The organism is Georgenia sp. Z1344 (genome assembly GCF_057652375.1).
The window spans coordinates 1,521,012-1,533,662 of the sequence record NZ_CM172728.1 but is presented as its reverse complement, the minus strand read 5'-3'; the positions used below and the strand labels follow the sequence as shown (position 1 = coordinate 1,533,662).

General features: G+C 73.0%; 15 protein-coding genes. 3 read left to right on the top strand and 12 right to left on the bottom strand.

Annotated elements, in window-relative coordinates:
• Positions 1-4: 4 nt before the first annotated feature.
• Positions 5-1,360 carry a sensor histidine kinase gene (locus tag AC24FB_RS06870; protein WP_425714250.1) on the top strand — a complete coding sequence of 452 codons (1,356 nt, stop codon included), beginning with the start codon at positions 5-7 and terminating at the stop codon, positions 1,358-1,360.
• Complete coding sequence (locus AC24FB_RS06865; protein ID WP_425714251.1) at positions 1,357-1,980, top strand: response regulator; 624 nt, start codon at positions 1,357-1,359, stop codon at positions 1,978-1,980. The genes AC24FB_RS06870 and AC24FB_RS06865 overlap by 4 nt, the downstream gene beginning before the upstream one ends.
• Positions 1,981-1,993: 13 nt before the next feature.
• Here AC24FB_RS06865 and AC24FB_RS06860 read toward each other — a convergent pair whose 3' ends face one another.
• From AC24FB_RS06860 to AC24FB_RS06835, 6 genes are all read right to left on the bottom strand, one after another.
• Positions 1,994-2,671 (bottom strand): SIMPL domain-containing protein, encoded by a 678-nt coding sequence (locus tag AC24FB_RS06860; protein ID WP_425714252.1) that lies wholly within the window; start codon positions 2,669-2,671, stop codon positions 1,994-1,996.
• Between the two features lie 50 nt (positions 2,672-2,721).
• Complete coding sequence (locus tag AC24FB_RS06855) at positions 2,722-4,527, bottom strand: glycerophosphodiester phosphodiesterase family protein (protein ID WP_425714253.1); 1,806 nt, start codon at positions 4,525-4,527, stop codon at positions 2,722-2,724.
• A gap of 344 nt (positions 4,528-4,871) precedes the next feature.
• Complete coding sequence (locus AC24FB_RS06850) at positions 4,872-5,705, bottom strand: NAD(P)H-binding protein (RefSeq protein WP_425714254.1); 834 nt, start codon at positions 5,703-5,705, stop codon at positions 4,872-4,874.
• Positions 5,706-5,793: 88 nt separating this feature from the next.
• Positions 5,794-6,222 (bottom strand): methyltransferase domain-containing protein, encoded by a 429-nt coding sequence (locus AC24FB_RS06845; protein ID WP_425714255.1) that lies wholly within the window; start codon positions 6,220-6,222, stop codon positions 5,794-5,796.
• Positions 6,223-6,293: 71 nt separating this feature from the next.
• On the bottom strand, positions 6,294-6,926 hold the full coding sequence (locus tag AC24FB_RS06840; protein ID WP_425714256.1) for an MBL fold metallo-hydrolase: 633 nt from the start codon (positions 6,924-6,926) through the stop codon (positions 6,294-6,296).
• On the bottom strand, positions 6,923-8,044 hold the full coding sequence (locus AC24FB_RS06835) for an S-(hydroxymethyl)mycothiol dehydrogenase (protein WP_425714257.1): 1,122 nt from the start codon (positions 8,042-8,044) through the stop codon (positions 6,923-6,925). Before AC24FB_RS06835 ends, AC24FB_RS06840 begins: the two co-directional genes overlap by 4 nt.
• Positions 8,045-8,181: 137 nt before the next feature.
• On the opposite strand from AC24FB_RS06835, the gene AC24FB_RS06830 reads away from it, so the two are divergent.
• Entirely contained in the window at positions 8,182-8,811 is a 630-nt protein-coding gene (locus AC24FB_RS06830; protein WP_425714258.1) for a hypothetical protein, read from the top strand.
• A 16-nt stretch (positions 8,812-8,827) separates the two neighbouring features.
• On the opposite strand, the gene AC24FB_RS06825 is transcribed toward AC24FB_RS06830, so the two are convergent.
• The 6 genes from AC24FB_RS06825 to AC24FB_RS06800 all read right to left on the bottom strand — a co-directional run bounded on the left by AC24FB_RS06825 (position 8,828) and on the right by AC24FB_RS06800 (position 12,643).
• A complete protein-coding gene (locus tag AC24FB_RS06825; protein WP_425714259.1) occupies positions 8,828-9,124 on the bottom strand; it encodes an addiction module antidote protein in 297 nt (98 codons plus the stop codon).
• Positions 9,114-9,431, bottom strand: coding sequence for a type II toxin-antitoxin system RelE/ParE family toxin (locus tag AC24FB_RS06820; RefSeq protein WP_425714260.1), 318 nt, complete (start codon positions 9,429-9,431; stop codon positions 9,114-9,116). Before AC24FB_RS06820 ends, AC24FB_RS06825 begins: the two co-directional genes overlap by 11 nt.
• An 83-nt stretch (positions 9,432-9,514) precedes the next feature.
• Positions 9,515-10,726: an L-2-hydroxyglutarate oxidase gene (lhgO, locus tag AC24FB_RS06815; RefSeq protein ID WP_425714261.1), complete on the bottom strand. Its 1,212-nt coding sequence runs from the start codon at positions 10,724-10,726 to the stop codon at positions 9,515-9,517.
• 5 nt (positions 10,727-10,731) lie between these two features.
• Complete coding sequence (locus AC24FB_RS06810; protein ID WP_425714262.1) at positions 10,732-11,217, bottom strand: DUF1801 domain-containing protein; 486 nt, start codon at positions 11,215-11,217, stop codon at positions 10,732-10,734.
• On the bottom strand, positions 11,214-12,389 hold the full coding sequence (locus AC24FB_RS06805; RefSeq protein ID WP_425714263.1) for an App1 family protein phosphatidate phosphatase: 1,176 nt from the start codon (positions 12,387-12,389) through the stop codon (positions 11,214-11,216). Before AC24FB_RS06805 ends, AC24FB_RS06810 begins: the two co-directional genes overlap by 4 nt.
• Positions 12,390-12,430: 41 nt before the next feature.
• Positions 12,431-12,643 (bottom strand): TOBE domain-containing protein, encoded by a 213-nt coding sequence (locus AC24FB_RS06800; RefSeq protein WP_425714264.1) that lies wholly within the window; start codon positions 12,641-12,643, stop codon positions 12,431-12,433.
• Positions 12,644-12,651 lie beyond the last annotated feature (8 nt).

Here is a 12,651-nt window from a genome sequence, read left to right as displayed (position 1 = left end):
ACGCATGGCGGGCGGCCCATCGGTGAGCCGGACCGAGCGGGTCTGGCTGCTGCTGCCATATGCCCTCCTGCTCGTCTCCGCGCTGCTCACCGTCCTGCTCGGCGGGGTCGACCGGGACGAGCTCCCGGTCCTGCTCGGCGGGAGCCTCGTCGTCGTCGCCTGGCACTCGTGGTGGGCGCTGCGCCACCGGTCGTGGCTCGAGACCCGCGTCGTCGCGGCGGTCGTCTACTTCGTCGGCCTCGTGGCTGTGTGCGCGCTGCTGCTGACCGTCTCGTTCAACTTCCTCCCGCTCTACGTCGTCTGCTTCCCGCTCGCGTTCGAGGTGCTCCCGGGCCGGTGGGCGTACGCCGGCGTCGCCCTCGTGGCGGGCGTCATCATCGCCGGCCCGGGATGGGTCACGTGGTCCGTGGAGAACGTGGTCGTCACGCTCTCCGCGGGGGCCGTGGCCGCGACCGCCGGCTGGTCGATCCGCCGCCTCGAGGAGGAGTCCGCCCGGCGCCGCGCCGCCGTCGAGGCGCTCGCCGCCGCGAACGCCGACCTCGCCCGCGCCGCCGAGGCGAACCGGGTGCTCCAGGACCGGCTCGTCTCGGAGGCACGCACCTCGGGCGTCTCCGCCGAGCGGGCCCGCCTGGCCGGCGAGATCCACGACACCCTCGCGGCCGACCTCGCCGGCGTCGTCGCCCAGCTCGAGGCCCTCGACGCTGAGCTGGCCCCCGACCACCCCGCCCGCGACCGCGTGCGCACGAGCGTCTCCCTCGCGCGCGACGGCCTCGCCGAGGCGCGGCGGTCCGTGCACGCCATGCGCCCCGCGCCGCTGGCCGAGCACTCGCTGCCTGCCGCGCTCGGCGAGACCGCGGCGCGCGTGCGGGAGACCCACGGGTTGCCGGTCGACGTCACCGTCACCGGCGAGGAGCGCGAGGTCGACGCCGCCGCCGAGGACGTCCTCGTGCGCGCGGCCCGGGAGGCGCTGACCAACGTGGTGCGGCACGCCAGCGCCGGCCGTGCACGCGTCACGCTGTCCTATCTCGACGACTCGGTCGCCCTCGACGTCGCCGACGACGGGGACGGGTTCGCTGCCGGCGCCGACGGTGCTCCCGATGCATCCGCCGGACCTGGAGATGGTGGTGCGTCCGGCAGCTCGAATGCCTGGGGTGACGACGACCGGCATACGCGGACCGGCCACGGGCTCGCCATCATGCGGGAGCGGGCGAGCGAGGTCGGAGGGTTCGTCGTCGTCGACTCGACGCCGGGGGAGGGGGCCGTCGTCACGGTGACCGTGCCGACCCGAGCCGCGGCGTCTCGCATCGAGCCAGCACCGACCGAGCTACCTGCCACCGAGCCGACGGGCACCGTGACATGACCGCAGCGATCCGGCTCCTCCTCGTCGACGACCACCCCGTCGTCCGCGACGGCCTCCGCGCGCAGCTCGACGCCGAGACGGACCTCGCCGTGGTCGCGGTCGCCGCGAGCGCGGAGGAGGCGCTCGCGGTGCTGGGGTGCGAGGCGGTCGACGTCGTCGTCACCGACCTGCGCATGCCCGGACGTGGCGGCGTCGAGCTCGTGCGCGAGGTCCGCGCCCACCACCCGTCGGTCGAGATCCTCGTCCTCACCACCTACGACACCGACGACGACGTCGCCTCGGCGCTCGCCGCCGGCGCGACGGGCTACCTGCTCAAGGACGCCCCGCGGGCCACCGTCGTCGGCGCGGTCCACGACGTCGCCCGGGGCCGGACCGTGCTCGCCCCGTCCGTGGCCGGCCGCGCCGCGCGTGGGACGGAGGCGCCGGAGCCTGTCCTCAGCGACCGTGAGATCGAGGTGCTGGCGCTCGTCGCCGCCGGCCGGACGAACCGGGACATCGGGCGGGCGCTGTTCATCGGCGAGTCGACCGCGAAGACCCACGTCCAGCACATCCTCGCCAAGCTCGAGGTGCGCGACCGGGCGGCCGCCGTCGCCGCGGGCTACCGGCGCGGGCTGCTGTGACGGCGGCTCGTCGTCAGGCGCCGGAAGCCACGAACCGCGCGTCGACGCTGGCCGTGATCTCGATGTCCTCCGGAAGCAGCGTGAGGTCCTGCTCGCCCGAGCCGGCGAGCGCGGCCCCGCGGGCGTACGGGGCGGCGGCGGGCTTCTCCGCGCGGCGGTCGTGGCCCAGCATCCCGGAGTCCGCCACCTCGAGCGGCCGCACGTCCCCGAGCCCCAGCGCCGCCGCGTAGGCGACCGCCTTGTCGCGTGCGTTGACCACGGCGCCCGTCCGCGCCTCGCGCACGAGCTCCGCCTTGCGTACCTCGGTCAGCGACCACGCCACCTTGTCGACGGCGAACCCCAGCACCGACGACATCTCCCGCAGCCACGTGCTCAGCCGGGCGAAGTCGCTGAACTTCACCTCGAGGTCCGTCCGCGCGTGGTGGACCTGCGGCAGCTGCTTGCCGTCCTTGTTCCACGGGCGCGTGGTCCACGTCCGCACGTCCTGCGCCGACCACCACGTCACCGGGCCGCGGGACGGGTCGTGCAGATCGGTGATGCTCGCGTGCGCGCGGCCGGCGGAGCGGACCACGGCGTCGTACACCGCCTTCGGATCGGCCCCCTCGAGCGCGATCCGCGCGTGGACCGTGCCCCGCTCGGCCGGGTGGAACCGGCGGTGGGACCCGCGGACGGTGATCTCGACGTCGCTCACCGCGCCCACGCTAGCGGGCCGTTTCTCCCGCCCCGGTCCGCCGGGGCCGGTCACGTCGCCCGGTCGACGGCGACGAGACCGCTCGCCAGCTCGAGATACAGCGCGACCGGCCCCCCGGCCAGGCGTTCACGGGTCTCGGCAGCCAGGCCCACGTCGTCCGTGATGACGGCATCCGCCCCGCCGGCGAGGCGCTCGCGGAGCGGACCGAGGTCGTTGACGGTCCACACGTAGAGCTCGCGCCCCTGTGCCCGCGCCTGCTCGAGCATCCGGTCGTCGAGCGACCAGTTCTCGATGACGACCGCGTCGGTAATGGTGGCGGGCAGCTCGCCGACCTGGAAGCCGACCACGTAGGCCGTCCGTCGGTCCGGGTCGATCCGCGTGATCTCCTCGATGAGCTCGCGGTCGAGGGACTGGATCATGTGCGTGTGGTCGGGGTCGAGCCGGTCCATCTCCTCGGCCAGCCGGCGTGCGTGGCCCTCGCGCTCCTGTCCGTGGGGCTTGACCTCCACGAGCAGCCGGACCCCTCGGGCATCCGCCGCGCGGACGTACTCGGCCAGGGTCGGGACCTGCGCGGTGCGACCGCCCTGGCTGAGCGTGAGGCCGGTGACCTCCTCCTCGGTGAGCTCGTAGACGTCGCGATCGTCCCCCGTCATGCGCTCCAGGCCGACGTCGTGCATGACGACGAGCCCGCCGTCGCGGGTCTCCTGGATGTCCGTCTCGACCACGTCGGCCCCGGCGTCGGCGGCGGCGTGGAGACCCTCGATGCTGTTCTCGACCTCCCGGTCGGGGTACCCGCGGTGCCCGATGATCTCCGGCGAGGCCTCCGCGGCGACGTTCGCCGCCTCCGCGGACGCGACCACGCGAGGCGTCGCGATCAGCAGCGCGGCGACGACGAGCACGGCCGATGCCGCGCGGGTGCGACGACCGGCCGGAGCAGGAGCGGTGACCTCGACGGGCTGCCCGCCCGCCAGACGGAGGTAGCAGACGAGGAAGAAGGCGACGACGGCGGACGAAGCGCCCGCGACGACGAACCGCGCCAGGTCCAGCAGCCCGACGACGACGCCACTCACGGTGGCGGTCCGACCCGCCGCGACCGGCACGAGCCCGATCGCGCCGAGCACCACCATGACCAACGAGGCGGCCAGGAGTGTCGCCAGCAGGATCGCCCCGAAGCCGAGCAGCGGGCGCCAGGTCGTCATGCGCACGCTGCGACGCATGGCACCCAGGATCGAGACGTCGCCGCCGGCGAGGAGGGCGGGGAACAGCAGCAGCCGCAGCACCCCGTAGACGATCGCGCCCATCACCACCGTGTAGAGGACGGTGCCGGACGTGGTCTTCAGCAGCTCACCGCTGATGAACCGCGGGAGTGCGACGTGCTCGGTGAGGACCGAGGAGAACCCCACCTGCGAGATCGGCAGCAGCACCGTCAGGTACGGGACGAGCAGGAGCCCCTGCCAGCCGATGGCCCTGCTCGCGATCGACCGCGCACGGCGCAGCACGTTGCCGAAGGTCACCGGTTCGCCCGCGAGCGCCAGGTGGGCGATCACCGCGAACAGCGTGATCTCGGCGAGGACGAAGAGAGTCGCCACCACCGCGATCCCCACGAGCACGAGCAGGGCGAGCGGCGAGGTGAGCAACGTGTCCAGCGTGTAGAGGTTGGCGCCGTCGATCCCGAGCTGCCGCAACGTCCATCGCATGAGCGAGACGAGCAGCGGCATCGTCCACAGCAGGGCGCCCTGCACGCACAGCATCGCCACGAGCACCGCTGCCCATCGGGCGCGGATCAGCCGGGCGGTGGTGCGCAGCGCGCCCGCGATCGTCGCGCGGGTCGTGAGCGTCGCGGTCTCAGGTGCCATCGGTGCCATGGAGGGGTAGGCGCGGGCGGGCAGCCGGCGCGATCCGGGCAGCCTGCGCAGTGGGGGTGCCCGCTCTCGTGCGGGGAGATCGAGAGTCGCGTGCCATCCGGCGGTCGCCCTCCCTCCGGGGGCAGGTGGGACGCGTACGCCGACGCGCCAGCTGATGCCGGGCGGCCGACCGTACTCCTCGTCGCGGACCGGGTCCACGGAGATGAACGGACAGGCCTCGAGCCCACGCGGTCGGTGAGCTCGCACGCCGACCCCCGCTCGGGCGGGGCCACCGAGCCGACCTCACCGGACCGACGTCACCGGACCGACCTCACCGAGCCGCCCCAGCGCCCGCGCTATCGAGCCGGCTCCGACCAGACCCCGCGCCGCGCGGCCTCCTCGGCGTATACCTCGAACGGTCGTGCCGGCCTCCCGAGCACACGCTCGACCGTGCCTGTCGGCGTCGTGTCTCCCGCGGCCCGCAGGGGCGCGAACTGCGCGACGATGCCGTCGACCACCGGCTCCGGCAGGCCGGCCCCCGCCATCGCCTCCCGGTACGCGCCCGGCTCCCCGACGTACGTCACGGTCCGACCGGTGGCCCGCCCGATCGCCGCCGCGGCCTCGCCGAACGAGATCGCCTCCGGCCCGGTCAGCTCGAGCACCTCGCCGATATGGTCGTCGGTGGTCAGCGCGCGGACCGCGACCGCCGCGATGTCCTCGGCGTCGACGAACCCCTGCCGACCGTCACCGACCGGGAGCGCCACGCGGCCCGCGCGCACGTCGTCCCGGAGGAACGTCTCGAAGTTCTGGTCGAACCAGTCCGGCCGCAGGATCGCCCACTCGAGGCCCGAGCCCCGCACCGCGGCCTCCGCGCGCTGCAGCCGCTCGACCGACATGACGTCGATGCCGCGGTCGGAGTGCAGGACCACCCGCCGCACGCCGGCGCTCGCCGCCTGCTCGAGGAAGGCGTCGGGGAGCTCGCCGTCGTCGGGCAGGAGGAGGTAGAGCCGGTGCACACCGTCCAGGGCCGCGTCCCACGTCCCCGGCTCCCCCCAGTCGAACGGCGGCTCGGTCCCGCGCGCGGCCGGGCGCGACGCCACGCCCGCCGCACGCAGCTGCTGGACGACGCGTGAACCGACCGTGCCGGTGCCGCCGAGGACGAGGATCGGGTGGTCGTTGGTCGAAGCCATGCCGCATGCTCCCGCGCACCACCGACACGGGACGACCGCGACCGCCGATGCCCGTCGCCGGGCGGGAGCCACGCCGCCCGGCCGTGCCTCAGAGTCGGACCTCGGTCAGCGGCGAGCCGGTATCGACGTACAGGGAGCCGCCCGGCACCACCGCCTCGCGCAGACACCGGATTGCCGCCTCGTAGAGATGCGGGTGCCGCCCGTCGAGCGCGCCGACCCGGCAGGCGAACGCGAGGTCGAACGGCGCGACGCCGTCGGGAAGTGCGACGTTCTCGACCGGCGCGCACAGCGTGGAGAGCGCGCCCGACGCCACGAGCTCGGCGCACGCCTCCTCGGTCCTGCGGACGCCGGTCGCCGACCGGTCGACGACGAGCACGTGCCCGTCCGGCCCGACGCGCGCGGCGACCTCCCGCGCCGCGGCTCCCGGCGCCCCGCCGATCTCGAGGACCCGGAGCCCCGGCCGCAGCGGGAGCGCGTCCACCACGCGCAGGAGCCGAGGCGACAGTCCGTCGACCATGACCGGAAGCGTCCCACGGTCGATGGTCCTGCGCAGCCCGCCCCGGCGTCACGCCGACGACGACCACACCCTCAGTGCCCGCGCGCGATCCACTCGTCCAGGTGCGGGGCCTCGGCGTCGATCGTCGTCGTGCCCCCGTGCCCGGTGAGCACCCGGGTCTCGCCCGGGAGCGTGAGGAGGCGGTCCCGGATCGACCCGATGATCGTCGGGAAGTCCGAGAAGCTGCGACCCGTCGCACCCGGGCCGCCCTGGAAGAGGGTGTCCCCGGTGAGGACCACGCCGAGGTCGGGCACGTGCACGCAGCACGAGCCGGGGGAGTGGCCGGGCGTGTGGAGCACCCGGAGCACGGAGCCCCCGACCGCCAGCTCGAGCCCGTCCGCCAGCTCCTGGTCCGGGGCGAGCTCCGGGTTCGTCACGTCCCACAGCATCCGGTCGTCCGGGTGCAGGTAGGTGGGCGCCGCCGTCGCCTCGCGCAGGGCCGCGACCGCGTGCAGGTGGTCGTCGTGCCCGTGGGTGAGCACGATCGCCGTCACCTTCCGTCCCGCGACCGCCGCGATCACGGGGGCGGCGTCGTGGGCGGCGTCGACGATCACGCACTCGTCCGCGTCGCCGATCACGTACACGTTGTTGTCGACGTCGAACGTCTCGCCGTCGAGGGTGAACGTCCCCGACGTCACCACCGTCTCGACCTGCAGCGCGCTCATGCCGGCACCTCCTCGTTCTCGCGACCCGTGCCCGGCAGGACGACCACCGAGCGCAGCACCGACCCGTCCACCATCTTCCCGAACGCCGCCTCGACGTCCACGATCCCGATCGTCTCCGTGACGAACGCGTCGAGGTCGAACCTGCCCTGCAGGTAGAGGTCGATGAGCATCGGGAAGTCCCGCTCCGGCAGGCAGTCGCCGTACCAGGCGGACTTCAGCGACCCGCCGCGGCCGAAGACCTCGTCCAGCGGCAGGGTGATCTCGGTGCCCGGCGACGGGACGCCGACGAGCACCACGCGGCCCGCGAGGTCCCGGGCCTCGAACGCCTGCCGGTACGTGGCAGCCACCCCCGCGGCGTCGACGACGAGGTCCGCGCCGAACCCGCCGGTGAGCTCGCGGATCCGGGCGACGACGTCCTCGCTGCCGGCGTCGATCGTGTGCGTGGCGCCGAGGTCCCGCGCCCAGGCGAGCTTCCGCTCCTGCAGGTCGACGGCGATGATCGTCGTGGCCCCCGCGAGGCGTGCGGCGGCCACGGACGCGGCTCCGACCCCGCCGCACCCGATGACGGCGACCGACTCGCCCCGGCGCAGCTCGCCCGTGTTGAGCACGGCGCCCGCCCCGGCCATGACGCCGCAGCCGACGAGGCCGGCGGCCTCGGGCCGGGCGGCCGGGTCGACCTTCGTGCACTGGCCCTGGGCCACCAGGGTCTTCTCGGCGAACGCCCCGATGCCGAGCGAGGGGGTCAGCTCCGTGCCGTCCTCGAGGGTCATCCGCGTGGTGGCGTTGTGGGTGGCGAAGCAGTAGTGCGGCTCGCCCCGGTAGCAGGCCCGGCACTCCCCGCACACGGCCCGCCAGTTGAGGACCACGTAGTCCCCGACCTCGACGTGCGTGACGCCCTCGCCGACCTGGCTCACCGTGCCCGCGGCCTCGTGGCCGAGCAGGAACGGGAAGTCGTCGGAGACGCCGCCGGCCACGTAGTGGTGGTCGGTCTGGCACACGCCGCACGCCGCGACGTCGACGACCACCTCGCCCGGACCCGGGTCCGGCACGACGATCGTCACCACCTCGACGGGCGCGTCCTTCGCGCGGGAGACGACGGCCTGGACCTTGTGCGGCATGGGGGCACCCTTCGGCAGCGCTGGCGGGAACCCGTCCAGCCTGGCCCACCGTCGTCGCGGCGGCAACGCGTGCCCACGACGACGAACGACGCGCCCGGACCTCCGTAGACTGGAGCCCCCGAGCCTGAGGTGGTCCTGTGCCCACGACCGGCGTCCAGCCAGCCGTCACGTCCGACGCCCCCGAATGGTTCGGCTCCGCCGCCCGGGGCAACGCGTCCTTCCCGCTCCTCATGGGCGTCTACGTCATCGTCTACTCGGTGTGGTGGGCCCTCGCCTGGGGATGGGTCGGCATCGTGGCCTTCGCCCTGGCGGCGGCCTACGCCGGCTGGTTCGTCGCGCGCGGCATCCGCCAGATCCGGCACGCCGCGCGCTTCCCCGCGGAACCGACCGCCGAGGACCGGCGCATCGGTCGTGCGATGGGTCTGCTCAACTCCGTCACGCACCCGATCTGGATGCTCGGCGGCGTCGTGCTCGTCCTCGTCGGCCAGGCCCGGTTCGTGCTGCCGCTCATGGTCATCGTCATCGGCGCGCACTTCCTGCCGATGGCCCGCATCCTCGGGCGCCGGATCGACTACCTGCTCGGGCCGATCGCCATCGCGTTCGGTGCGGTCGCCGTGGTCCTCGGGCTCGACGACTCGTACGGCTGGCTCGAGGTCTTCGCCGTCGCCGGTGTGGGTGGTGCGCTCTCCACCGGCGCCTACGCGGCCTACATGGCGCGGGCGTACACGCGGCTGTGCGAGCGGGCGGGGATACCTGGCCCGCGGTGACCGAGCGGGGGAGCGACTATGCGACCGCGTGGAAGGTGAGCTTGAGGCCGAGGGCGTCGGAGACCTTGAGAACGGTCGACCAGGTCGGATTGCCCTGGTCGGACAGCGCCTTGTAGAGGCCGTCACGGCTCATCCCGACACGGCGAGCAAGCTCGCTCATGTTGCCGGAACGAGCGATGACTCCCAGGGCGCGGGGTACGGCGGTGGGATCCTCGGCAGACTCCTCCAGAGCGATCTGCAGGTAGGAGGCGACGTCGTGGATGTCGTCGAGGTAGTCGGCCGGGTCGAAACGCGTGTACTTCTCAGTGCTCATGATCGTCCTCCGTCGAATGCCACTCCGAGGCGAGCTGGTGCGCCTTTGCGATGTCGCTCTGTTGTGTCGACTTGTCGCCACCGCAGAGCAGGAGCACCACACGGGTGCCGCGTTGTGCGTAATAGACCCGATAGCCCGGCCCGTAGGTCAGCCGGAGTTCCAGGACACCCCCGCCGACTGCCTTGGCATCACCAGGATTGCCGTGGGCGAGTCGGTCGATCCTCGAGAGGATCCGTAGCCGTCCCTGCCGGTCCTTCAGTTTCCGAAGCCAACGATCGAAGTCTGGGGTGCTGAGGACCTCGATCATATGTCGAGTATAGTCGACAGATCGTTCCGGCTTCAAGACCTTGCTGATCGATCAGCCTTGGCGCACGCGGGCTCCGCTCCCGCCTACCCCCACACGCGGGAGACGAGCTCCTCGCCGATCGGGATCGCCGACGTCGCGGCCGGCGAGGGGGCGTTGAGCAGGTGCACCTGGCGCGGCGTCGAGGCGATCTCGAAGTCCTCGACCAGCGACCCGTCCGGCCGCACCGCCTGCGCGCGCACGCCCGCGCGGTAGCCGACGAGGTCGGTGGAGTTGAGCGACGGGCAGTACTTCGCCACCTCGGACAGGTAGCCGTCCGGCACGAACGAGTTCCACAGCTCCTTGACGCCGGTGCGCCAGTGCTTCTGCCCCATCTTCCACAGGCCGCCGAAGCTGACGGCGTCGCGGGCGTCGTCAGCATCGAACCCGAACCGTCCGGTCTTCTCCCGCGACAGCGCGAGCACCGCGTTGGGGCCGAGGAGGATCTTCCCGTCCACGGTCGGGGTGATGTGGACGCCGAGGAACGGCAGTCCCTCGCCGGGCACGGGGTAGATGAGCCGCTCGACGAGCCCGGACCGGTGGCCGGGCAGCGTGTAGTACTCGCCCTTGAACGGCACGATCTTGATCTCCGTGGGGACGTGAGCCTTCGACGCCACGCGGTCGGCCTGCAGCCCGGCGCACGCGACGAGCCGGCGCGCCCGCACGGCCTCCCCGTGCTCGAGCGAGACGTCCACCCCGGTCTCGGACTCGGAGATCCACGCGACCTCCGAGCGCACCCGCACCTCCCCTCCGAGGTCGGTGACCTCGTCCGCCAGCGCGCGGGCGACCTCACCGAAGTCGACGACGGCGGACCGCGGCGAGTGCAGCGCCGCCAGCCCGGTCACGTTCGGCTCCATCTCGCGCAGCTCGGTGGCGTCGACCTCGCGGACCTCGATGCCGTTCTCCCGGGCGTTGGCCGCGAGGGTCGCGAGCCGCGCCTTCTCCTCGTGATCGGTGGCCACGACCAGCTTGCCGATCTCGCGCACCTCGATGCCGTGCTCGGCGCAGAACTCCTTCGTCGCCCGCTCGCCGGCCTTGCACAGCCGTGCCTTGAGCGAGCCGGGCGCGTAGTAGATCCCCGCGTGGATCACCCCGGAGTTGTTCCCGGTCTGCCCGGTCCCGACCTCCTCGGCCTTCTCGAGCACGAGCACGCGGGAGTCGGGCCGGGCACGCAGCAGCGCCCGCGCGGTCGCGAGCCCGACGATCCCACCTCCCACGACGACGACGTCGTACGTGACCTGACCTGTGGCGTCGGGCATTGTTCTTACCCCTTGATCCGTTCGTACGTCTCGATGAACGTCCGCGGCGGGGTCGCCGCGACGGTGGTGGCGAGCAGCTCGGCGTCCACCTGCTCGTCCTTCTTCAGACGCAGGCACGACTTGCCCATGTCCAGGTGCCCGGTCGAGGCGGCCCACGCCTGCCGGAACGCCTCCGCCTCCTCGGCCTGGGAGTACACGCCCATGAGGTAGACGGACACGTAGCCCTTCTGCCCCTTGAGCGCGACGTACTGGAGCGGCTGCCCGTTGTAGGTGTCCGGGTAGTCGGCCAGCGGGATCGCCCAGGTGACGAACCCGCGGTCGACGCTGCGCTCGTACCCGGCCGGCATCGCGCCGTCGACGATCCGGTAGAGCCGCTCGGCGAGCGCCCGGAAGCGCTCGGGGGCGGCGTCGATCGCGTCCGCCACGTCCGGGGGCAGGGCCCCGTCGACGGCGGGGCCGACCTCGACGTCGGGGCCGTTCGTGCCGGTCATGACGCGGGCACCTCCTCGCCGCGCTCGCGCTGCTCGCGTCGCTGCCGCTGGGCGGCCAGGACGGCGGGGAGCTCGTCCGCCAGCGCGTAGCCGTCCTTGCCGTGCACGGTGGGCACGCCGTGCTCGGTGGCGGCCGAGCGGCCGCGGATCGGCATCTCGGCGGACTCGAGCGTGCCGTGCGCGAGCACCTGCTCGGCGGGGGAGAGCTGGCGGATCCCGATCGCCCACACGTTGCGGGGGTGCTCGCGGGCCACGTCGTCGTAGATCATCGGGTCGTGCTGGCCGTCGTCGCCGACGAGCAGCCAGGAGATGTGCGGGAACGTGATCATGAGGTTCCGCAGCTGGACCCGCTTGTGCTCCTTGCCGGAACGGAACAGGCCGGTCGTCGTCGGCCCCCAGTCCGTCATGAGCATCGGTCCCACCGGCAGGCCGTGCCGGAGCATGAAGCGCTTGAGCGTGGGCACCACGTTCCATGCGCCCGTGGACAGGTAGAAGATCGGCGCGTCCGGGTGGATGTCGAGCACCTTGGCGTACAGCTCGGCCATCCCGGGCACGGCCTTGCGGGTGTTCGTGTGCCGGACGAACGAGTTCCACGCGGCCAGCGCCGCGCGCGGCAGCATCGTCACCATCACCGTGTCGTCGATGTCGGAGATGATCCCCACCCGGGTCGTCGGCGCCACCACCAGGGCGTCCGTGACCGTGGGTTCCGCGGCCTTGGCCTCCAGCGTGACCGGGTGCCACCCGGGCTCCAGACCGTGGTTGGAGACCATGACGTCGATGTAGCCGGAGCGGTCGGTGGTGGTGGCGACCTCGCGGCCGTTGACGCGGACCGTCACGGGCAGGTGGCCCACCTGCGCCGTGAAGAACTGCCGCCAGCCGCGCCGGGCCTCCTGCGCGGTCTTCGCCAGGAACTCGCCAGCGTTGTCGCTCAGCGCGGGGTAGCGCGCGGGGCGGGTGGCCTCGCCGTCGCCGTGCACGTCGACCCAGGGGTCGGACTCGGGGGTCGCGTCCGGGTCGCCCATGATGACGCGGCCCATGACGTGCAGCGACTGCACCGACCCGTAGCCGGTGAGACCGATGATCCGGGGCCGCCAGCCCCGCCGCTTGAGCATGTCGACCGAACGCTTGTTGATGCCGTCCTCGAACGCCATGCCGAGGTTCGCGAGGGACATGGGGCCAGCCTAGGTGCTGCCGGCGGGGCGGCACGCAGTGGTTACTCCTCGACGCCGACCATGACGCTCGACGCCTTGATCACCGCCACGGCCGGCGAGCCCTCGGTGAGGCCGAGCTCGTCGATCGAGCCGTTCGTGATGTCGGACGTGATGACGATGCCCGGCGCGATCTCGATCTGGACGATGCCGTTGACGGCGCCGCGCTCGACCGCGACGACGGTGCCGGGGAACTGGTTGCGTGCGGACAGCTTCATGGCCTGCT

What these genes read in the sequence shown, in the direction of transcription:
- lhgO (WP_425714261.1), bottom strand. Translation starts at nt 10,726, where the DNA reads ATGCCCGACGCCACAGGTCAGGTCACGTACGACGTCGTCGTCGTGGGA.
- AC24FB_RS06845 (WP_425714255.1), bottom strand. Translation starts at nt 6,222, where the DNA reads ATGGTCGACGGACTGTCGCCTCGGCTCCTGCGCGTGGTGGACGCGCTC.
- AC24FB_RS06835 (WP_425714257.1), bottom strand. Translation starts at nt 8,044, where the DNA reads ATGCCGCACAAGGTCCAGGCCGTCGTCTCCCGCGCGAAGGACGCGCCC.
- AC24FB_RS06865 (WP_425714251.1), top strand. Translation starts at nt 1,357, where the DNA reads ATGACCGCAGCGATCCGGCTCCTCCTCGTCGACGACCACCCCGTCGTC.
- AC24FB_RS06840 (WP_425714256.1), bottom strand. Translation starts at nt 6,926, where the DNA reads ATGAGCGCGCTGCAGGTCGAGACGGTGGTGACGTCGGGGACGTTCACC.
- AC24FB_RS06800 (WP_425714264.1), bottom strand. Translation starts at nt 12,643, where the DNA reads ATGAAGCTGTCCGCACGCAACCAGTTCCCCGGCACCGTCGTCGCGGTC.
- AC24FB_RS06850 (WP_425714254.1), bottom strand. Translation starts at nt 5,705, where the DNA reads ATGGCTTCGACCAACGACCACCCGATCCTCGTCCTCGGCGGCACCGGC.
- AC24FB_RS06805 (WP_425714263.1), bottom strand. Translation starts at nt 12,389, where the DNA reads ATGTCCCTCGCGAACCTCGGCATGGCGTTCGAGGACGGCATCAACAAG.
- AC24FB_RS06820 (WP_425714260.1), bottom strand. Translation starts at nt 9,431, where the DNA reads ATGATCGAGGTCCTCAGCACCCCAGACTTCGATCGTTGGCTTCGGAAA.
- AC24FB_RS06855 (WP_425714253.1), bottom strand. Translation starts at nt 4,527, where the DNA reads ATGGCACCTGAGACCGCGACGCTCACGACCCGCGCGACGATCGCGGGC.
- AC24FB_RS06810 (WP_425714262.1), bottom strand. Translation starts at nt 11,217, where the DNA reads ATGACCGGCACGAACGGCCCCGACGTCGAGGTCGGCCCCGCCGTCGAC.
- AC24FB_RS06870 (WP_425714250.1), top strand. Translation starts at nt 5, where the DNA reads ATGGCGGGCGGCCCATCGGTGAGCCGGACCGAGCGGGTCTGGCTGCTG.
- AC24FB_RS06825 (WP_425714259.1), bottom strand. Translation starts at nt 9,124, where the DNA reads ATGAGCACTGAGAAGTACACGCGTTTCGACCCGGCCGACTACCTCGAC.